This window comes from Pedobacter sp., from assembly GCF_041645105.1.
Taxonomy (GTDB): Bacteria; Bacteroidota; Bacteroidia; order Sphingobacteriales; family Sphingobacteriaceae; genus Pedobacter.
On record NZ_JBAZQQ010000005.1, the window covers coordinates 374656 to 394788 of the forward strand.

A 20133-nucleotide genomic window follows, 5' to 3' on the forward strand; every position below is an offset into this window, starting at 1 on the left:
AAAGATTTAAAGGCTATTTTGTTTTTGCTATCTTGGTAAATAACATGCAACTTGTTCTTTTAAAGAAGATATCTTTGAAGATATTTAACAAATTGTATGCGTCTACAGTTGTATGATATTATTCCAAAGCTAAGTCCCTACGTAAAAATGGTATGTACTATGGACTGTGAAGATGATGCGGATACGCGTCATATCCGAGTGCTACCAGATACTTGTGTTGAGTTGTTTGTGAATTACTCAAGTGAACCAGTGGCAATGATAGAAGATGAGTTACATCAAAAAAGTATTGCAACCTTTCGTATGAGCCGACCAATGGATGTTCAGATGCGTAAAGGGGCTGGTTGCATTGCCATCTGTTTTTATCCGGGAATGGCTTATCAGTTCTTTCATGTTCCGATGAATCTGTTAAGTGATCGAACTGTAGCTCTTTCTGATTTATGGCATGGACTTGCAGCGGAGCTAGAGGATAAACTAGCTGGTCTTTCTTCTAATGAAGATCGTGTACAGATCGTCCAAAAATATTTAATTCAACAATTGGCTTCAGATAGACGTGATTTGCAAGTAGATTATTGCCTGAACCAAATGCGGCTTTCCTCCGCTTCAATCTCCGTAGGTAGGCTCAGTGCCGAAATTGGGCTCAGTCAACGTCAGCTTTTAAGAAGTTTTCAGGAAAGGATAGGTTTGTCTCCTAAAGAGTATCTACGTGTCTCCAGGTTTACACATTCATTGGAACATCTAAAAAAATACCCTCGTATTTCTCTCACAGAAGTTGCCTGCCAGAGTGGATACTATGATCAGGCACATTTTATCCGTGATTATAAGGAGTATACAGGGTATTCTCCCCGTCAGGTTATAAATGAACAACACATTTTATTTTGATGTCCGTTTTGTACAATTCTGGACAATTGAATTTATGCAGTTTTGCTGTATAAAATATTATCGATATGAGAAAACTAATATTAGGATTGGCAGTAACATTAGATGGGTACATTGAAGGCACAAACGGTGAATATGATTGGTGCTTTACGGATCAGGATTATGGACTAAATGAATTCTTTAATCGTATAGATGCCATTTTCATTGGCCGTAAAAGCTACGAAATAGCCCAGCAGTATGCCGATAGCAATAATGGAGAAATGATTCCAGGAATGCCGGCAGTAACAGAATACGTATTTTCAAAGAGCTTAAAATCCGTTAAGGATGGTGCAGTCCTGATATCAGATGATAGTATTGCAGAGGCGAGAAGGATAAAAGAGCAACCTGGTAAAGACATTTGGCTGTATGGAGGTGCTTTACTTACCGCTGCCTTGATGAAAGAAGGACTGGTAGATGAATTGTGGATGTCGGTACACCCAATACTACTAGGTAGTGGTAAGCCATTGTTCCAGGAACAAAATATCCGTACCCAGCTTACGCTTTTAGATAGTAAAACATATGATACTGGCCTGGTATCGCTCCGTTACAGTGTTAAAAACTAATGTCTTTCCGCTATATTCGCGTCAACTTAATTTTGCGGTAAAACATGAAAAAATCTATCTTAACATTATTATTAGTATTGGTTGCAACATTCTCATTTAGTCAGGAAAATAGTACTTACAAATCTTCATTAAAGAAACTGGTCCAGATATCTGGTTCCGAAGCCGCATATAAAGGTGCCTTGGATCAGATGATTTCTATGTTTAAGCAACAACAATCAAATGTTCCCAAAGAATTTTGGGATGAATTTGCTGTTGAATTGAATAAAGATGCTATTGGTCAGCTTATTAATATGATATTGCCTGTATATCAGAAGCATTTAACAGAAGCAGATTTAAAGGGTGTAATAGCTTTTTACGAAACCCCTTTGGGTAAAAAATATGCTGAAAAAACTCCTTTGATTACTCAGGAATCAATGTTAGCAGGTCAGGAGTGGGGTAAACAAATAGGCGAAAAAGTAGTTGGTAAGCTTAGGGATAAAGGCTATTTAAAAGAATAAATGACCATTGATTTCTATGCTAAATAGTTTTGTATTAACGAGTTAATTTTATATTTTCGGGTACGTTACCGATTAGTATGCTGATATGAATTAATTAAAGTTTATGAAACATTGTATAGAACAATTGAAAATGGTAAAAAGCTTAATAGTATTATTAATGCTGATAGGCATTACTACAAATGCATCTTCACAAGAAAGAGCTTCTTTTGGGCAGGATTATTCCATCGCGGCTAAAGATGCAACATGGTGCTGGTATGCAGATCCCAGGGCAGTTTATCATAAAGGAAAACATGAAAAAATTTATTATGGTTACATAAGCAGTAAAGGAGATGTTGTTATCAGTTCCAGAGATGCTAATACTAAAGCTATAGAAACCTTTGTTCTGCACGAGAAGTTACAGGTTGATGATCATAATGTACCATCCATTTTGTTTCTGCCTGATGGAAAAATATTAACATTCTATACCGAGCATAATGGTAGATTTTTTATTCGTAAAAGTAAAAATGCTGAGAGCATAAATGAATGGGAGGAAGAAAGGACACTCACATTTGGCCTGAAAAACGAACTCATATGTTATTCTCATCCAGTAATGCTCTCCGCAGAGAAAAGCCGTATTTATATGTTTTTTCGAAGCAGAAATAAAAGAATGCCAGATAAGCCTGGCTATGCCAATTGGGGCCAGAATTATGCTTACAGCGATGACTATGGCAAGACTTGGTCTGATGCAAAATCTTATCTTATTTCTAATGGAGAACATGATAAAATACCTTATTTGAAAATCGTTTCTGATAATAAATCAAAAATCCACTTTTTGTTTACTGATGGTCACCCTAAACTAAGAGCATCTTCAGTATATCACATGTATTATGAAAATGGAAAATTTCATCAAACAAAAGGAGATGAATTAGCAAGTTTTCAAGCTGTTCCATTAAACATTAGTAAGATCAACAAACTATACGACGCGGAGAAAATGAAAGTTAAGTCCTGGATATGGGATATAGCATTAGATAAAAAAGGAAATCCAGTCGTGGCATATGCACAATATCCTTCTGTAAATGAACATATATATCATTATGCGAATTGGGATGGAAAGAAATGGATAGACCAGAAATTGATAAGTTCCGGTAAATACATAACTAAGCCTGAAAAAAATGGTAAAGTATTAGAAGAGCATTATTCCGGAGGGATTGTACTTGATCACAATAATCCTTCCAACGTTTTTATGTCACGACAAGTAAACGAAGTGTTTGAAATTGAACATTGGAAATTAAATGGAAAGAAATGGAAAACTACAGCCTTGACCAGTAATTCTACTTTAAATAATATAAGACCTTATGTAGTTGATCACTATACTGGAGGAAAGCCTATTCTATTGTGGATGAAAGGTGTTTACGAGCACTATACCAGATACAATACTGACCTTTTTATAAATGAAAAGTAATGTTAAAAAATGTTAAATCACTTTGAAAAAAATATTTTCTTTTTTTGATTTGTTCCCGCCTTACGAAAATATTGGATAGACATTTTTTAACTATTATAATAAATTTTAGTGTTTAGATCATGTTAGCAAAATTCTCCTTAACTAAGCCTTTTACAAGGTTCAAATCATTATTCGCTTTTTTATTTCTTTTTGCATCTTGCTTGGCCTTACAGGCCCAAAGTCCGGTTGCTATTGTTAACGGACCATCAGGCTTTACAGCAAAACTGATTAATATCGAGGCCGCTACGAATGAAACATTTCGTTATAACGCGAGCCTGCATAATGCTTCTGGAAAATTGACAGTATTCGAATTCAAGACAAATTTACCAATCGGCTGGATCATTAGTTATAAGGTTGATGGTAGCCAGGTTACCTCTTTAAATATGGATCCCGGGATCACTCGTGATGTAACTATAGAAATCAACGCATCAGCAACAACAAAACCAGGAAAATACAATATACCTGTAAAAGCAGTATCTAATGCTGATACGCTGTCTCTAAATCTGGAGGCCGTTGTAAAAGGTTCTTATGGAATAGCGTTGACAACTCCAACTGGAAAATTGAGTGAGGAGCTTAGCTCTGGGAGCCAAAAGGAAATACAATTGGAGATAAAGAACTCAGGTACATTACCATTGAACGATATTGATCTTTCATCGCAATTGCCGACCAATTGGGAAGCTACTTTTGAACCTTCAAAAGTTAAACAACTGGAGTCAGGAAAGACTATCGCTGTAACAGCAAAGCTGAAAGTTCCAGATAAGACAATAGCTGGTGACTACGCCGCTACTTTTACCGCAACAAATAGCAATGGGAATTCTCAGGCTGCCTTTAGAATGGTGGTGACTACATCATTGCTTTCTGGATGGATCGGTATAATGGTAATCTTATTGGCCGCTTTCCTGGTGTATTATCTTATCCGCAAGTACGGTAGGAGATAGACTATGAAGAATCCTATTATACAACTCAAGAGCCTGACTAAGTGTTATGGCTCTCAAAAGGCTGTAAATAATCTTAACCTAGACATTCAAAAGGGAGAGATCTTTGGATTGTTGGGGCCAAACGGAGCTGGAAAAACGACAACAATATTAATGATGTTGGGACTTACTGATCCAACCAGTGGTTCGGCGTTTGTCTGCGGTTATAATGCAACAAACAACCCTATTTCTGTAAAGAGAAAGGTAGGTTATATGCCCGATAGTTTGGGTTTTTATGATGACATGACCGCATTGGAAAACCTGATGTATATCGCAAGATTAAATGGTTTGACAGAAAAGGAAATCAAGATTCGTACAGCAGAGGTGATGGAGATAGTTGGACTTTCATCAGTTATGAATAAGAAAACCTCAGCCTTTTCTCGTGGGATGAAACAACGTTTGGGATTGGCCGATGTATTAATTAAAGAGCCTGAAGTAATTATCCTTGATGAACCAACCTTAGGAATAGATCCTAATGGTGTACGGGAGTTTTTGACTCTTATTAAACGCTTAAGTAAAGAGCAGGAACTTACGGTTTTACTTTCTTCCCATCATTTACATCATGTACAACAAGTATGTGATCGGGTAGGAATTTTTGTGAAAGGAGAACTATTAGCTCAAGGCAATATTGATACCTTATCTGGTCATTTATTTGGTAAAGCGGGGCACGTGGTATCCATTAGCTTGGTTAATGATATTCCTCAGCCTTGGACACTGGAACAAGAATTGCAAAAATTGGAAACCATTAAGCAGATCACGATAAATAAAAACACGGTAGAATTTGAATGTGAGCAAGTAATTACCCCTGAGTTAGTCCGTTTTTTTGTTGAAAAGGACTACGGTATTCTGGGTGTATACCAAAAGGATTATGGTTTGGATGACATCTATCAAAAATATTTTGAGGACATTAATTGAAGATAATGATGAGTCAATCTCTTTCTAAGACAGTAAAAAAAACAAGAGTTAACAGCCCTTTTAGTGTAATGGTTCACAAAGAAATGGCAGATCATATTAGAAGTTGGCGCTTCATCATTCTGATTGGGTTAATTATATTGACTTTTATTGCCTCTATGTATGTGTCTTTAGGTAATATAAGATCAGCAATTGGAAATGTTAATGATCCAGATCATACCTTTTTATATCTTAAGTTGTTAACTACCACAGATAATAGTACACCACCTTTTCATGTGTTTTTGAGTTTTTTAGCACCTTTATTAGGGATAAGTCTGGGATTTGATGCTGTAAATTCGGAGCAGAATAAGGGAACACTTACAAGGTTGATGGCTCAGCCTGTTTATAGGGATAATTTATTGTTGGCCAAATTTGTAAGCGCTCTTATGTTGGTAGCCGCACTATTTTTAGTTCTGGTTTTCCTGATGATAGGAGGAGGACTAGTCTTGACCGGAGTGAGAATGGAGCCGCAAGAGTTACTTCGAATAATAGGGTTTATTGTAATCAGTATAACTTATGTTGGTTTTTGGTTGAGCTTATCAATTGTTTTATCGATCAAATTCAGGCAAGCAGCAACATCGGCCCTTACAGCAATAGGAATATGGTTGTTTTTTACAGTCTTTTATCAAATTGTTGTTAACCTTGCAATCAGATCATTATTACCTGATCCGGCCTTCTTAACTCAAGATCAAATACTAGGTTACAATGAGTTAATTCTTAATGTATTACGTATAGCACCCAATCAACTTTACACAGATGCGAGCACTACCATGTTGATGCCCTCCGTTCGAAGTCTTGGTCCGATGACTATGGAGCAAATGGCTGGAGCAATTCCTGCACCATTACCTTTCAAAGAGAGTCTAATGATTGTGTGGCCACAGGTTAGTGGTATGATAGGGGCAACTGTAACTTGCTTTGCACTTTCATACTATTTGTTCATGCGTCGTGAAATTCGGAGTTAGTTATAAATTAGGGGTGCTTGTTAAGGCCAGCGATATAGATCTCCCTTTTTAAAAACCCATTCTGGTGTTTTTAATTCTGTTGAGATTTTATTGCTGTACCAGGGACTATTGGAACTAGGGTTTTTCAGAATATGGATGTTTTGAGCAGGCATATAGCTCTGGGCTAATAAGAAACGTTTCTCACCAACGTTGTTAATAGCCATATCCATTACCATAACAGCATGTCCAGGAGAACCTCCTTGTAAAAATATATCTCCTGGGCGAATATCATTGATGTCGGCAACAGGTCGTAATTGCTTAGTTAGAGAGAGCGTCCCAGCAAAACTAAATACAGTTTCCAGGTATTTATCAAAGGAAGTACGATCATTGGAAGGACTTGTCGATTTTACCTTATATAATCTTCCCTGGCGCAAAGCAAATCTATAGCCTTTTCGCCAGGAACTATAATCCATAACCGTCCCATCGGTTGCTAAGAATGAAATCTTATCATATTGCTTTTTCGCATATAGCCAATCTGCATATAAGCGCATACAAGCATCTGCACATTGTTGCAAATCCCTCTTTCCAATACTGATGTCTAATACAGCATATTGCGCTTGTTGGTTTGGTTTTATCTTACCATTGTAAAGGTAAACAGTATTATCCTTTTTAAGTTTTGTGTTCCGTAACCAAAAAGAAAATGAACCTGCCTCTGCATTTATTCTCTTAAAATTAGCGGGTGCAGGTATTTTTCCAGTCTGTTGAGCAAAGGCTGACAAGAATAAGAAAGATAAAATATTGATCAGGAATAATGTTTTCATAGAATTATAACGCTCATGAGAAGATAATATTGAAGATAAGATTATTTTGTTGAGAACTATTATTTGATAGGGATAGAGTGGTCAGAATATTGTGTTAGTTTTGCTGCCTGGAATCAATACATAATAATTTATGACATTAATTTACAAAGGCAAAACGAAAGATGTTTATAGCCTAGAAAATAACCAGGTGTTATTGAAATTTAAGGATGATGTAACAGGTACAGACGGAGTTTTTGATCCTGGAGCAAATACTGTTGGATTAACTATTGACGGTGCTGGTAAATCTGGATTGAAAATGACCAAACATTTTTTTGAACTTTTACAAAAGAACGGTGTAAATACTCATTATGTATCTGCGGATATTGATGATGTAAGTATGGTTGTGAAAACTGCTGACATGTTTGGTAAAGGTTTAGAAGTAATTTGCAGATACAAAGCTGTTGGAAGCTTCTTAAGAAGATATGGAGCGTACTGTGAAGAAGGACAAGAATTGGATTCTTTTGTTGAAGTAACTATTAAAGATGATGAACGTGGTGATCCAACTATTTCTGAGGATGCTTTAGCGATGTTAGGTATCCTTTCGAATGAGGATTATAAAGAAATCAAAGCTTTAACGAAAAGCATTTGTGGAACAATTAAGACAGAATTAGCCACCAAGAACTTAGAGCTTTATGATATTAAACTGGAGTTCGGAAAGGATAAAACTACTGGAGAAATTATGTTAATCGACGAAGTTTCTGGTGGAAATATGCGTGTTTATAGAGACGGAAAATATATTGTACCTCTAGAATTGGAGAGATCCTTTTTGGGATAACGAGCATATGAATATTTTAGCTCAGCATTCGCTGGGATAGGCCTTTAAATCATACGATTTAAAGGCCTAAATATTTACATAATTTCAGGATCGTTCTTTGAGATGTTAAGTGCTTTTACCATTTCATCAACTATGTTGTCACTATAAATTCCATAGCCGTTTATGAGTGTGCCTTTTATTCCATGCTTTTCGGATGATATAGCGTATATAATAGCCTCATCTGCAGGGTCAGAAAGTCCTTCGAATCGAAATGTTCTGTCCACCTCAAATTCTCCAGGCATTAGCTGCAAATAATTACCCTCGCATTCCAGGCAGCTTTCCTTTAAATTGAAGTCTACAGTGTATCCTTCATCTTTTAGTTTATTCAGTATTTCTGAAACAGTTGTCATTGGATTCATAGCAAAATCATTTATTGAATTTATTAAATTAACTGTTTTAAATGGATTTAGTTTTAAGCTAATTGAATAAAGCTTGTTAATAGGTATTATATTGCATTGATTCGATTATCAAATAAGCACATGGAAAAGAAATTGATATTAAATATTGCCGTATTTTTATTAGTTATATTAGGCATAGCCATAATTTATTTTGGGATGGCAGGGCCTAAAGTTATGTGGCCACCAGTTATTACTGGTGTCGGTTTCTTTGTGATCAGTTGGGTTTTTTATAAACTAAAAGAAAATTAGTTGCCCAAAATAATTAAGGGTATTATGATGTTTAAATTCAAAGCAGAAATAGCGATGATAGGAATCAATCCTTATGTACTATTGCCTGAGGATGTTTTAACCGGTATTTTTGAATTAGCGGGAAAAGATAAAGGTGCAATTCCAGTTTGCGGAATGATTAATGAAACTCCTTACAAACAAACTTTATTAAAATATAGTGGTTTATGGAGACTCTATATTAATGCTCTTATGCTTAAAAACTCACCTAAGCGTATTGGGGAAGTAATTAACATTTCTATTGAATTAGACCACTCAGATAGAACTATAAAGCCTCATCCTAAATTAATGGAGGCCCTAAATCAGAATCAAGAAGCAAAAGCTGCATATGAACGCTTAAGTCCTTCACTAAAAAAAGAAATAGTCAGATATATTGATAATTTAAAAACAGAACAAAGTATTAATAGTAATATAACCAGAGCAATAGATTTTTTATTAGGAAAAGGGAGATTTGTTGGCCGGAATCATCCATAACATTTCATTAGTGTTATTACAGCTTTTGAAATACGAATTTTGGGCTTTGATAATCGATGGGCCTATTCTTTTTAAAATAGTACATACCCATATAAATTTCCATCGCACCTTCGCCCATAATTAGTTTGTTGTCTTTTTTTAATAAGGCTATAGGCCTGGTATGCCAATTTTCTATTCCGTAACGCTGAAAACGAAATGTTCCTTTCAATGTATCACCTTTTACAATTCCACTTACATCGCCAGAGTCCTTATATAAACCACGGTAATTTATTTCAAATTGTCCGTAAAAATCTTTATCTGTCAATTTTATATTAAGTTTTGCTGTATCGATCTTATTTATAGCACTATACTGTGTTTTTACATCACTTTTATCTACATCTGAATTACTTCCACAGCCAGATGTTATTATGATAAGAATTAAACAAAGGGTTTTAACTATTGTTATTGCGGTTTGGAATTGAGCTTTTATCTTCATGAAATGGGGATATAGTTCAAATATACATTTCATGGGGAGATAAAATTTAAGGTTTCTTTGCTATTTTTGGCGAAAAGGAGATACCGATTAGATGCTTGGATTAAAATTATTGACAGACCCACGTTGGGCAAATATTGCTGAATCGAATTTAGAAGAGATTTTAACCGATCATGCCTGGTGCGAGCAAAAAGCAGCAACAAATGCCATCACTCTGATTGCCAATAACTCAGAACATATGGATCTTGTTGAAGAACTGACTGTTATTGCATTGGAAGAGATGCAGCATTTCCAGATGGTTGTCGACATCATTAAGCAACGAGGCTATACACTTGGTCGCGAACGTAAAGACGATTATGTCGGGCGTTTAGTAAAGTTTAGTAAAAGAGATGGGAGCAGAAACACTGCATTTATTGACAGACTATTATTTGCAGCAATGATTGAAGCAAGAAGTTGTGAACGCTTCAGGGTCCTTTCTCAAAATATTAATGATACTGAACTGGCTAAGTTTTATCATGATTTGATGGTTTCAGAGGCAGGCCATTATACTGTTTTTCTAAATTTTGCCAGAAAATATACCATAGATGTTGATGTAGATAAAAGGTGGAAAGAATGGCTTGAGTTTGAAGGAGAACTGATTCAAAGCTATGGTAATAAAGAAGCTATTCATGGTTAATATTCAATATTGACCTGTAAAAAAAATTACTATCTTGTCCTGCCAAAAGTTGGAAATCATTGCCAGCCATGGCCCTAAACACAAATGACTATTAAAAATAATTATTTTATGCGTAAAAAGTTTCTTGTATTTGGTATGAGCTGCCTTTTGATGGCTGGTTCTACTAATACTTTGTTTGCTTCTGCAAGCAAAGCTCCTGTTAATTTCCAATCATCTGCTGAACCAAAAGATCTGATTGGACGTTGGGACATTACCGTTGATGAAAATGGTAAATCTGCTCCATCATGGCTTGAAGTGAAGTTATCAGGCTTCAAAACATTGGTAGGACATTTTGTAGCTACTTCTGGTAGTGCACGTCCTGTTTCTGAAGTTAAATTTGACAATGGTAAATTCAGATTCGAAATTCCACCACAGTGGGAGAGTGGAAATCAGAATATGATTATCGAAGGCGAACTTACTGCAGCTGGAATACAAGGTACAATGACAGATTGTAATGGTAAAAAACATAGCTGGAAAGGTGTTAAAGCACCATATTTGAAGAGAACTAAGGCTCCAGTATGGGGCAAACCGATAGCTTTATTTAATGGGAAGGATTTAACTGGCTGGAAAGCAAGTGGTAAAAACCAATGGGTAGTAAAGAATGGTGTTTTAACTAGCCCTAAAGCAGGTTCAAACCTCATCACTGAGCAGAAGTTTAATGATTTTAAATTACATGTCGAGTTTAAATATGCAAAAGGTGGTAATAGCGGTATTTATTTAAGAGGTCGTTATGAAACACAAATCGAGGACAGCAATAAGGACGCACATCCAAACAGCGTATTGTTTGGTGGTATCTACGGATTTTTAACAGCTAATGAAATGGTAACATTAGGGCCAGATCAATGGCAAACTTATGATATTACGTTGGTAGGCCGTTTGGTAACGGTTGTAGCAAATGGTAAAACAATCATTAGTAACCAGGAAATTCCAGGTATTACAGGTGGTGCGCTAGATAGTAATGAAGGTGAACCAGGACCAATTTATCTTCAGGGTGACCACCAGCCAATTGAATTTAGAAAAATTATAATTACTCCAGCTAAATAGGCTGATAATAGTTAATAACCAGCATATATAGCTGGAGAATTTTGGCAGAGGGTATCTTTTTAGATACCCTCTTTTTTTTGAAAGGGATTTTTTAACTTACTTCGTATACATTTAAGGTGATGAAAATAAAATATCTTCTGATTTGGGTTCTCTTTTTACAGGTAACATCGCTGTTCTCTCAGACGAAAATACCCATCACTGAAACTTTCTCTATGAATGGAAAATATTCCCTCAAGTCTATAGCTTATTCAAATGAACATGGAAATACCCTTGGCAAATCTATTGTGCAGAAGGGGAAGAAGGTACTTTATGAAATCGATAGATCTTTTGATGTATTTAGCTACAACCCAATTTATTTAACCATATCAAATGATGGGAAAACTATTGCTTATTTTACTGAAAACTCTTCCGCTGGCCCAGGTTTTAAAAATGTCAGCATTTACAAAAATGGTAAGTTATTAAAAACATATACGCAAGCCGAATTTACAAGTTGTGACCCTGAACAGGATAATTGCAGGTTCCTTTATGATAATACCAATGTCGTTTTTGACTATAAGAAAAACTCAAAAAAAGGCTTGGATAAAGTTCGAAAGGAGGGGGTGAGCGAACAGGAACTGTTTCTAAATGCAAACAGTATTTTGAACCATAACGATATCATTTATTTCACTGATGCAAAAAAGATAGTCACTGTTTTTGATCTAAAACGGGTTAAAATAATAGCTAAAACACCATTTGATTCTCTTTATCATCGACTTAAAAACTATAAAAGGGTATCTCCTAAATTTGATGATGCAGATTTTTCTTATGAAAGAATTAATGATTTCAAGTTTAAAAATAGTGGTCAAAAATTATCTGATTCAATAGGTGAGATTGCCGGATTAAAGTTTGTTAGTGTTAATGAAACTGGTTTTTTTAAGTATAAAATTTACAGAATTCAGTTGACAGGCTACCTGGATCATAAGGGGCATTTTGAAATTGAGATGTTAAAATGTGATAAGAACTTTGATGAAAGTAGAATAAGAAAATTGATCACCGAATCGGTCTTTGAATCAGGTTTTATATCTGATAAAATTGAAAAACAACATTTCAAAAGTTTCTTCGGTGGATTTAGGAATCCAAATGATTCTTTAGCGTTAGAGGAAAAGGAATCAGAGAAGAAAGAGCAGGCAAGGGAGTTTGAGCGAAGGTTAAGCATGGATTCAGTTAATCATGTTTATATTCCTGCGAATATGGAGGAATGTATGGTTGAACTTGATAAAGTATTGAACCCTAATAGTAAGAAGCAAATTTTAGCTTACAAAAGTAGAGGTGATATGCTAGGATTACATCATGGATTAGGTATGTGGATCAGGAATAACTGGGGTCTTTGGGGTGGCTCTCGTTTGCTAAAATATTTTAGAGACAGAGGACCTTCTGAACCAGATGGATTATCTTCTATGATATTGTATAATTATTACGACTGGCTCAAAGGAAACAAAAATATTGCTGCGGAATGGGAAATGAAAACTTCAAAAAAATAAGGTGCTTTTCCAGTTTTTGTTAACTTAGATAATCAAGGAGTAGTTTGAAAATTATTAATTTATAATTGATTATGGAAAAGGAAGAGTCTAAAACTGGAATGAAATTTTCCAGAATGCGTGGTTTCTTTATTATGATTTTAGGAGTTGTATTTTTCTCTTTAGGAGTTGTAATCAGTAAACGTTCGGAACTTGGTGGTTTTAATTTAATAATGATTTGTGGTGCTGTCGCTATGTTAATCGGTTTTGGTCTCCAGGTCTGGGAGACAAGTCGGAAGAAATAAATAAAGTCTGGTTAGTGTCCAATTATTGTTCGGTCACGGTCTAGGACTCCCAGGGCTTTGACAGGACTCTCCTTTGACTGTGACATGACTTGCGTTCGATAAGGGATGCCTAGAAAAGTCCTGTTTAGCTCGTATTTGGGGCGAAGTATTTGTATGGGAAAGTAGTTAATGAATCTTAGTATTTATGAAGGGTATTGCCGTAATTTTGATATTTTAATATTTATCTATAATTTTTCGACTTTAAACTTCAAATAGTAAAAAATAGAAGTATGACAATGCTTCTCAACCGAAAGAAAACATACCAATGAAAAAAATTACATTCTTACTTGCAGGATCTTTATTAGCCTTATCATGCAACCAATCTAAAACTTCTGATGGAAATCAGGATGCTAATGTTCAGCATAAGGAAGCCTCTTCAACAACGGCTTCAGCACCAGCTTCAACAGGAAATAAAAAGTTCGACATTGAAAGTATTCCAGTCTCTACAACAGATGTAGGTGAATTCCCTTTCTTTACTGCTCCAAAAGGAGCAATGTATATTAATAATGTTAAAGTTAAACCCTTTGATTTTATAGTGGCAGCAACTGACGACAGTCTTTTTGAGGTTGAAGGAAAAGTGTTTAGAGCGTGGATACATGGGGATAAGAACAGTGGCATAGAAATCAGCAATCGTTACCTTTTGAAAAGCTATGAGGATGCTATCCTTGCTGCAGGAGGAGTTAAAATTTTTGAAGGTGAGTTAAATGGAGATAGGTTAGAACAATATAATAAATTAGTTACCTATGCTGGAGATGATGGTAGCTTTATTCCAAGTGATGGTCAGCAAATGTTAACTTATGTTATTCGCCGAAATGATGGTAATGTGTATATTATTTTAGAAAAAAAGGATTTTGCGACAACATCATTTCAAATCGTTCAGGAAAAACCTTTTCAACAAACCATTAAAAAGATCACAGCAGATGATATTGTAAAGGATCTTTCAGAAAAAGGGAAATCCATTTTATATATCAATTTTGCGGTAGACAAGTCTGATATCACAACAGATGGAAAAATAGTGGTAGATCAAATCGCTCTAGCATTGAAAAATGATACTTCTTTGAAAATTGCAATAGAGGGCCATACGGATAATACAGGAGACGGGGCGCACAATAAAAAGCTTTCAAATGATAGGTCTCTTTCAGTTATGAGTCAACTGATTACAAATGGAATAGACAAAACCCGTCTTTCAGCAAAAGGATTTGGAGCTGAACGTCCTTTGGTAGCCAATGATTCTGAAGAAAATAAAGCTAAAAACAGACGCGTTGAATTAATTAAAGTTAATTAGTCTATTATTCCCTTTTTTAAGAGGATGAAACAAGAAGGGCCAGATGCTTAAGTATCTGGCCCTTCTTGTTAAGCGATTACTCCACAAGCCTTCAGCATCAGGTTATGGAGTTCTATATTTTTAACAAAGGGTTTTAACAACTCACTACCCGGGCCAAACATAGCAAGTTCTACATAATCACCAGAGTGATCCATAGATCCCCATCCTACAGAGGTATATTTAGACTGTACAAGTGCCAGGTCTTTGTAAGGAAGGTTTCTCGGGTTGTATAACCCTTTCTCATCTATTTTGCCATAGTGAACCAATATTTGTTCTGCCTCAGCTTTGGTGATAGCATAACCTTGTGCAGCTTCAAGTTTTTCTATGAAAGAACTTACTGAAGTGTCCTTGTTTACACCATCAAGTACCCAATTATTGGTTTGTTTAAAATTAAAAATCTTTTCAAAATTGCGATCAGCATTTGCACCATAGAATAAACCAGGGTTGGCATTTCCATGGTCTGTAGTAATGACTACCAATGTATCTCCACTTTTTTCAGCGAAAGAAATAGCTTCAGCAACAGCTTCATCAAATAAAATCTGGTCATAAAGCAATCCACCAATATCATTGGCATGAGCAGCCCAATCAACCTTTCCACTTTCTACTTGTAGCACAAAACCATTCTTGTTTTTGCTTAAAGTCTTAATGGCATTTTTAGTCATTTCAGCAAGCGTTGGAACTTTTTCAATCAATTCCTTATCAGCTGAACGGTCTAATGCATAGGGTAGGGCATCATCTGTAAAAATTCCCAACAATGGTTTTGAACCATCCTGATTAAGCAGTTGTTTACGGTCTGTTACTACAGTATAACCCTTAGTCCTTGCCTGACCAAATAAATCCTTACCATCTTTCCTTAGAGAAGGAGAAAAATGCTTTAACCCGCCACCCATAACCACATCCATTCCAAGATCCAGATACTTTACAGCAATACCGGGCTCATCGCTACGTTTTTTACTGGTTACACTAAAACCGGCAGGGGTTGCGTGTGTGGCAGTTACAGTTGTGACTACACCAACTGATTTACCAGCTTTTTTAAATTTTTGGAGAATTGGCAGGTTTTCTGTTCCGTCAGCATTTACATTTAAAGAGCCATTAGGAACCCTTACACCACCACCCCATGAAGAACTTGCTGCTGCAGAATCTGTAACAATGGAACTTGCAGATGCGGTATCCATCAATGCTCTGGTCACTTTGTTTTCTTCATATAACGACATCCATTTACTGGATACACCATTTTTACGGTTTAGTAAAATATTGGCCATATTCAGCGTCCCAGTACTCATGCCATCACTAACCAGGAATATGATATTCTTTGCTTGTTTGCCCTTACTATCAGGCATTGTAACAGCTGCTAATGTCTCAAATGGTGATAATAACGAAGACCCCAGGATTGCCAGTGATCCGCCTTTAAAAAAGTCTCTTCTTCTCATTTGACGAATATAATAAATTGATTCTGTTAAGGACATTCTGAATTGGACGATTTTAATTTTTTAATCTTATAATGATTATTTCTTAATATAAGCTCAAAGTCATCAATTGAGTTATTTTCTTATAAAAACCTTTTTAAATGCTATATTATGGGGTAGGCATAAAAAAGCTTATAACATGATTTAATTATTCACTTAAATATTTTCAAATTTGGTATTAAAAAAAAGAGCAGGATTTAGGGGACGCTTACCCTTTAAAAAGAAAGAAGCGGAACATAAGATTAATGAGTTCATCACTTCACCTGAAGTGAGAGTAACTGGTGAAGATATCGAATCAGCTATATACCCACTGGCAAAGGCTTTGGAGTTAGCAGAAGAGCAAGGGTTAGACCTGGTAGAGATTTCACCGACAGCAATACCTCCAGTTTGCAGAATTATTGATTATAATAAATTCCTTTTCGAAAAGAAGAAAAAAGATAAGGAAATCAAGGCTAAAGCCAAGCAGACTATTATAAAAGACATACGATTCGGTCCGAATACTGATGACCACGATTTCCAGTTTAAGCTTAAACATGCGATATCATTCCTGGAGGCAGGAGAAAAAGTACGGGCATTTGTACATTTCAAGGGCAGAGCAATTGTTTTTAAAGATAGAGGAGAAATACTTCTTCTCAAATTTGCTCAGGCACTAGAAGAAGTCGGTAAAGTGGAATTGTTTCCTAAGCTTGAGGGCAAAAGAATGTTTCTCACCTTAGGGCCAAAAACTACTAAAAGGTAAAATTAAGGTGCCAGAACGGCACCTATTAATTAGTCTTTTCTGTCAAGTACAGTCTTTATTTTATTTGCATTCTCCATTAACTCGGTTAGGTATTCCCAGTTTTCTTTTTCAATGCAGGATTTGAATTTCCGGAGTTGAGTAATATGCTCGTTTAAAACATCGAGGACATTTTCTTTATTCTGCTTAAAGATCGGCATCCACATGGCCGGACTACTTTTAGCTAACCTCACAGTACTTTCAAAACCCGCACTGGCCAGTTCAAAAATAGCATTTTCTTCTCTCTCCTTTTCCAATACGGTATTGGCCAATGCGAAGGAAGTAATATGAGAAATATGACTGACATAGGCTACATGTACATCATGGTCTTTCCCTTCCATATAAACATTATACATACCTAGTAAGGTATATAAGTGTTCAACTGTGGCAAGTGCATCCTTATCACTATCAGAGGCATTACAGATCACATTTGCCCTACCTTCAAAAGCGTCATCAGTAGCCGCTTCCGGTCCGCTGAACTCAGTACCCCACATAGGGTGAGTCGCAATATATCTGCCACGGTTCACGTGCCCTTTTGCAGCATCTAACAGAGATGTTTTAGTGGAACCTGTATCCAGAACAATCTGATGCTGTATTTTGTCTAATACATGCGGTAACAAGGTAGTACAAACACTTACTGGTGCACTTAGAATAATCACATCACTGTTTTCTATGGCGTTATCCAAATCCGTTATCTCATCCGCAATTCCAAGTTCCAGTGCTTTGATTGCATGTTCCTCCAAATTATCCACACCATAAACTTTAGAAGCAAAACCTTTTTGCTTTAACATCAAGGCCATGGAACCACCAATTAGTCCGAGGCCGACTACTGCTATTTTCATTATATAAATCTAATATATATGCTATTAATGCTATTTACTAATCCTGCTTATCGCTTGTTCAAATCTGGAGAGGTCGCCACAGAGACTGATTCTGATATATCGGCTACCTTGACTTCCAAATATTCCACCTGGGGTAAGAAAAACACTTGATCCGTAAAGAATCTCATCACTAAGTGCATAAGCATCTTGATAATGATCCGGAATTTTTGCCCAAACAAATAAACCCACTTGATTAAGTTCATATTTGCAACCAAGGATATCCATGATCTGATATACTTTTTCCCTTCTTTCTGCATAGATGCTATTGATATGACTATACCAATCTGCGCCCAGACTTAATGCTTTTGCAGCAGCCAGTTGCAAGGGCATAAACATGCCACTGTCCATATTGCTCTTGAACCTTAGAACTTCTTCAATCCTCTCTTTTGATCCGCAAAGTACACCAATACGCCAACCAGCCATATTATGTGATTTACTTAAAGAGTTCAATTCCAAGGCCACATCTATAGCTCCAGGAGTTTCCAACAAACTGACAGGATTGTCGTTTAAAATAAAGCTGTATGGATTATCATGTACCAGTAAGATTTGGTTTTCTTTTGCAAAACGTACCAGATTTTCAAATAAACCAGGGGCTACCTGCTGACCTGTAGGCATATGAGGGTAATTCACAAACATCAGTTTTACTTTGCTCAGATCGGTTGCAGCAAGTGCTTTAAGGTCTGGATACCAGTTGTTTTCTTCCTTTAAAAGATAACTTACAGGTTTTCCTCCAGCTAATTTAACAGCACTACCATAAGTAGGATATCCAGGATCAGGAATCAATGCCTCATCACCTTCATCAAGATAAGTCATGCAGATATGCATAATACCTTCTTTTGAGCCAATTAGTGGCAATACTTCTGTATCAGGATTTAGACTTACCCTGTACCACTGCTGGTACCAATCAGCAAAAGCTTGTCGTAATGCAGGAATTCCTTTATAACCTTGATAGCCATGTATGGAAGGACTTACAACTGCTTCCTGTAATGTCCTGATTACATCAGGATGCGGAGGAAGATCAGGGCTGCCGATTCCTAAATTAATAATGCCTTTACCTTCTTTATTCAGGGCGTCAATTTCCCTTAGTTTTTGGGAGAAGTAGTATTCATTTATACCCTCCAGTCTTTTTGCAATCATGATTGAGATTATTTTTTATCTGTTGTTCTACTTTATAGTCCGGATTGCTTTCGTGCGATGTCCAAACCATAGAGCGCTCCAGGTAGATATTATTTAGTTTTTTTAATATTATCCCGAATATTAAAAACGGCCTAAAATAATAATTTTTATTGCAGCGTTTAACTTTTGAGTAATATTTAAAATATAGTACCTTTATTTTATTAAAAAAGGAAATTTATGAATACGGAAAAAGCCATTTTAGCTGGCGGTTGTTTTTGGGGAGTAGAAGAGTTAATCAGACATTATCCCGGAGTAATTTCGACGGTAGTAGGATATACAGGAGGGGATGTTGTCAATGCAACTTATAGGAATCATGGTACGCATGCTGAAGGTATAGAGATCATATATGATCCTTCAACATTGTCATACCGTAAGCTCCTGGAATACTTTTTCCAGATTCATGATCCAACCACGCGTAACAGACAGGGCAATGATATAGGTACTTCATATCGCTCTGCTATCTTTTATACGGATGAAACACAACACGAAACTGCTAAAACATTAATTTCAGAGATGGAAGCATCTGGTGTTTGGCCAGGCGCAATCGTTACAGAAGTAGTACCTGCAGGTGATTTCTGGAACGCTGAAGAAGAACATCAGGATTATTTGCAAAAGAACCCTTATGGCTATACCTGCCACTTTGAAAGACCGGAATGGAAAATGAATTAGATGTTGTGGTCAATGTCCAGATTAAAGTGATAAAGCAAGCCAGCGAGGTTTGAAGCCGAAAATTTGGCCTGTTTTACCTTATTAACTGCTGGATCGAAACCAAAATTACGCGCTGTACGGAAATCTACTTTTTCTAAAACAGTGCGTACAAAGCTGGTGCCTGCCAAATCACAGTTTTCAAACACACTACCTGAAAGATCAGTTTCTTCAAAATCAGTTTCTTTAAGTGAGCAATCTGTAAACCTGGTTTTCTTAAGTTTTGTCCCATAAAAAGTGCTGTAATCCAGCTGACTTTTCTCAAACTTAAATGAGAACAAAAACTTATTGCATTTTGAGAAGTCAATACCCAGTATTTTACAACCACTAAAAGTCACATCCCTAAAGCCAGTACCAACAACTATGGTTAATGAGAAGTTACACTGTTTAAAATGACAATCAACAAAGTCGTTATGACTCAGGTCGCTTTTGGAGAAATCACAGCTAACGAATTCACAGTTGATAAATTCTCTGTTTTTAAGCTGTTTTTCAGCATAATCAATGCTGGTAAATGTTTTATCCTGGTGTATGGTGGTTTCAGAAGATTCGCTCATAGTTTCTATGCACAAAGATACCGAACAAA

At 36.2% G+C, this 20133-nt stretch carries 24 protein-coding genes; 17 read left to right on the forward strand and 7 right to left on the reverse strand.

Translation table 11 applies throughout. The features are described from left to right. Window positions 1-96 precede the first annotated feature (96 nt). From WC623_RS17480 to WC623_RS17510, 7 genes are all read left to right on the forward strand, one after another. Complete coding sequence (locus tag WC623_RS17480; protein ID WP_372853430.1) at window positions 97-879, forward strand: helix-turn-helix domain-containing protein; 783 nt, start codon at window positions 97-99, stop codon at window positions 877-879. Window positions 880-944: 65 nt separating this feature from the next. Beyond that, complete coding sequence (locus tag WC623_RS17485) at window positions 945-1478, forward strand: dihydrofolate reductase family protein (protein ID WP_372853433.1); 534 nt, start codon at window positions 945-947, stop codon at window positions 1476-1478. Window positions 1479-1522: 44 nt separating this feature from the next. Continuing rightward, entirely contained in the window at window positions 1523-1975 is a 453-nt protein-coding gene (locus WC623_RS17490; RefSeq protein WP_372853435.1) for a DUF2059 domain-containing protein, read from the forward strand. A gap of 103 nt (window positions 1976-2078) precedes the next feature. Then, on the forward strand, window positions 2079-3416 hold the full coding sequence (locus WC623_RS17495) for a BNR-4 repeat-containing protein (RefSeq protein ID WP_372853437.1): 1338 nt from the start codon (window positions 2079-2081) through the stop codon (window positions 3414-3416). A 119-nt stretch (window positions 3417-3535) separates the two neighbouring features. Then, complete coding sequence (locus WC623_RS17500) at window positions 3536-4393, forward strand: NEW3 domain-containing protein (RefSeq protein ID WP_372853439.1); 858 nt, start codon at window positions 3536-3538, stop codon at window positions 4391-4393. A 3-nt stretch (window positions 4394-4396) separates the two neighbouring features. After that, complete coding sequence (locus WC623_RS17505) at window positions 4397-5344, forward strand: ABC transporter ATP-binding protein (protein WP_372853441.1); 948 nt, start codon at window positions 4397-4399, stop codon at window positions 5342-5344. 5 nt (window positions 5345-5349) lie between these two features. Then, entirely contained in the window at window positions 5350-6342 is a 993-nt protein-coding gene (locus WC623_RS17510; protein WP_372853443.1) for an ABC transporter permease, read from the forward strand. A 20-nt stretch (window positions 6343-6362) separates the two neighbouring features. Here WC623_RS17510 and WC623_RS17515 read toward each other — a convergent pair whose 3' ends face one another. Then, window positions 6363-7142, reverse strand: a complete 780-nt coding sequence (locus WC623_RS17515) for a DUF4846 domain-containing protein (protein WP_372853445.1) — start codon at window positions 7140-7142, stop codon at window positions 6363-6365. A 130-nt stretch (window positions 7143-7272) separates the two neighbouring features. Between WC623_RS17515 and WC623_RS17520 the strand changes: the two genes are divergently transcribed. Further along, on the forward strand, window positions 7273-7956 hold the full coding sequence (locus WC623_RS17520) for a phosphoribosylaminoimidazolesuccinocarboxamide synthase (protein WP_372853447.1): 684 nt from the start codon (window positions 7273-7275) through the stop codon (window positions 7954-7956). Between the two features lie 74 nt (window positions 7957-8030). Here WC623_RS17520 and WC623_RS17525 read toward each other — a convergent pair whose 3' ends face one another. Beyond that, entirely contained in the window at window positions 8031-8354 is a 324-nt protein-coding gene (locus WC623_RS17525) for a phosphoribosylpyrophosphate synthetase (protein WP_372853449.1), read from the reverse strand. 120 nt (window positions 8355-8474) lie between these two features. Between WC623_RS17525 and WC623_RS17530 the strand changes: the two genes are divergently transcribed. Together WC623_RS17530 and WC623_RS17535 are read left to right on the forward strand one after the other, a co-directional pair. Next, window positions 8475-8642, forward strand: a complete 168-nt coding sequence (locus WC623_RS17530) for a hypothetical protein (RefSeq protein ID WP_372853451.1) — start codon at window positions 8475-8477, stop codon at window positions 8640-8642. Window positions 8643-8666: 24 nt separating this feature from the next. Further along, the gene (locus WC623_RS17535) at window positions 8667-9152 is read left to right on the forward strand and encodes a YdeI/OmpD-associated family protein (RefSeq protein ID WP_372853453.1); all 486 of its coding nucleotides are present in this window, start codon (window positions 8667-8669) and stop codon (window positions 9150-9152) included. Between the two features lie 16 nt (window positions 9153-9168). On the opposite strand, the gene WC623_RS17540 is transcribed toward WC623_RS17535, so the two are convergent. Beyond that, window positions 9169-9627, reverse strand: a complete 459-nt coding sequence (locus WC623_RS17540; RefSeq protein ID WP_372853455.1) for a hypothetical protein — start codon at window positions 9625-9627, stop codon at window positions 9169-9171. Between the two features lie 91 nt (window positions 9628-9718). Between WC623_RS17540 and WC623_RS17545 the strand changes: the two genes are divergently transcribed. The 5 genes from WC623_RS17545 to WC623_RS17565 all read left to right on the forward strand — a co-directional run bounded on the left by WC623_RS17545 (window position 9719) and on the right by WC623_RS17565 (window position 14508). Further along, window positions 9719-10300, forward strand: a complete 582-nt coding sequence (locus WC623_RS17545) for a tRNA-(ms[2]io[6]A)-hydroxylase (protein ID WP_372853457.1) — start codon at window positions 9719-9721, stop codon at window positions 10298-10300. A gap of 84 nt (window positions 10301-10384) precedes the next feature. After that, complete coding sequence (locus tag WC623_RS17550; protein WP_372853459.1) at window positions 10385-11383, forward strand: DUF1080 domain-containing protein; 999 nt, start codon at window positions 10385-10387, stop codon at window positions 11381-11383. 119 nt (window positions 11384-11502) lie between these two features. Then, window positions 11503-12903, forward strand: a complete 1401-nt coding sequence (locus tag WC623_RS17555) for a DUF6794 domain-containing protein (protein ID WP_372853461.1) — start codon at window positions 11503-11505, stop codon at window positions 12901-12903. 71 nt (window positions 12904-12974) lie between these two features. Continuing rightward, window positions 12975-13184 (forward strand): hypothetical protein, encoded by a 210-nt coding sequence (locus tag WC623_RS17560; RefSeq protein WP_372853463.1) that lies wholly within the window; start codon window positions 12975-12977, stop codon window positions 13182-13184. Between the two features lie 304 nt (window positions 13185-13488). Beyond that, window positions 13489-14508 (forward strand): OmpA family protein, encoded by a 1020-nt coding sequence (locus tag WC623_RS17565; RefSeq protein WP_372853465.1) that lies wholly within the window; start codon window positions 13489-13491, stop codon window positions 14506-14508. Between the two features lie 68 nt (window positions 14509-14576). On the opposite strand, the gene WC623_RS17570 is transcribed toward WC623_RS17565, so the two are convergent. Continuing rightward, window positions 14577-15977, reverse strand: a complete 1401-nt coding sequence (locus WC623_RS17570; protein ID WP_372853467.1) for an alkaline phosphatase — start codon at window positions 15975-15977, stop codon at window positions 14577-14579. Window positions 15978-16185: 208 nt separating this feature from the next. Between WC623_RS17570 and infC the strand changes: the two genes are divergently transcribed. Next, a complete protein-coding gene (infC, locus tag WC623_RS17575) occupies window positions 16186-16752 on the forward strand; it encodes a translation initiation factor IF-3 (RefSeq protein WP_372853469.1) in 567 nt (188 codons plus the stop codon). 29 nt (window positions 16753-16781) lie between these two features. Here the strand turns inward: infC and WC623_RS17580 are convergent, their stop codons facing one another. After that, complete coding sequence (locus WC623_RS17580; protein ID WP_372853471.1) at window positions 16782-17630, reverse strand: prephenate dehydrogenase; 849 nt, start codon at window positions 17628-17630, stop codon at window positions 16782-16784. A gap of 30 nt (window positions 17631-17660) precedes the next feature. Further along, a complete protein-coding gene (locus WC623_RS17585) occupies window positions 17661-18806 on the reverse strand; it encodes a pyridoxal phosphate-dependent aminotransferase (protein WP_372853473.1) in 1146 nt (381 codons plus the stop codon). A gap of 216 nt (window positions 18807-19022) precedes the next feature. On the opposite strand from WC623_RS17585, the gene msrA reads away from it, so the two are divergent. Further along, window positions 19023-19514 carry a peptide-methionine (S)-S-oxide reductase MsrA gene (msrA, locus tag WC623_RS17590; protein ID WP_372853475.1) on the forward strand — a complete coding sequence of 164 codons (492 nt, stop codon included), beginning with the start codon at window positions 19023-19025 and terminating at the stop codon, window positions 19512-19514. Here the strand turns inward: msrA and WC623_RS17595 are convergent. After that, window positions 19511-20104, reverse strand: coding sequence for a pentapeptide repeat-containing protein (locus tag WC623_RS17595; protein ID WP_372853477.1), 594 nt, complete (start codon window positions 20102-20104; stop codon window positions 19511-19513). The two genes, msrA and WC623_RS17595, sit on opposite strands and share 4 nt — an antisense overlap. Between the last annotated feature and the right edge of the window lie 29 nt (window positions 20105-20133).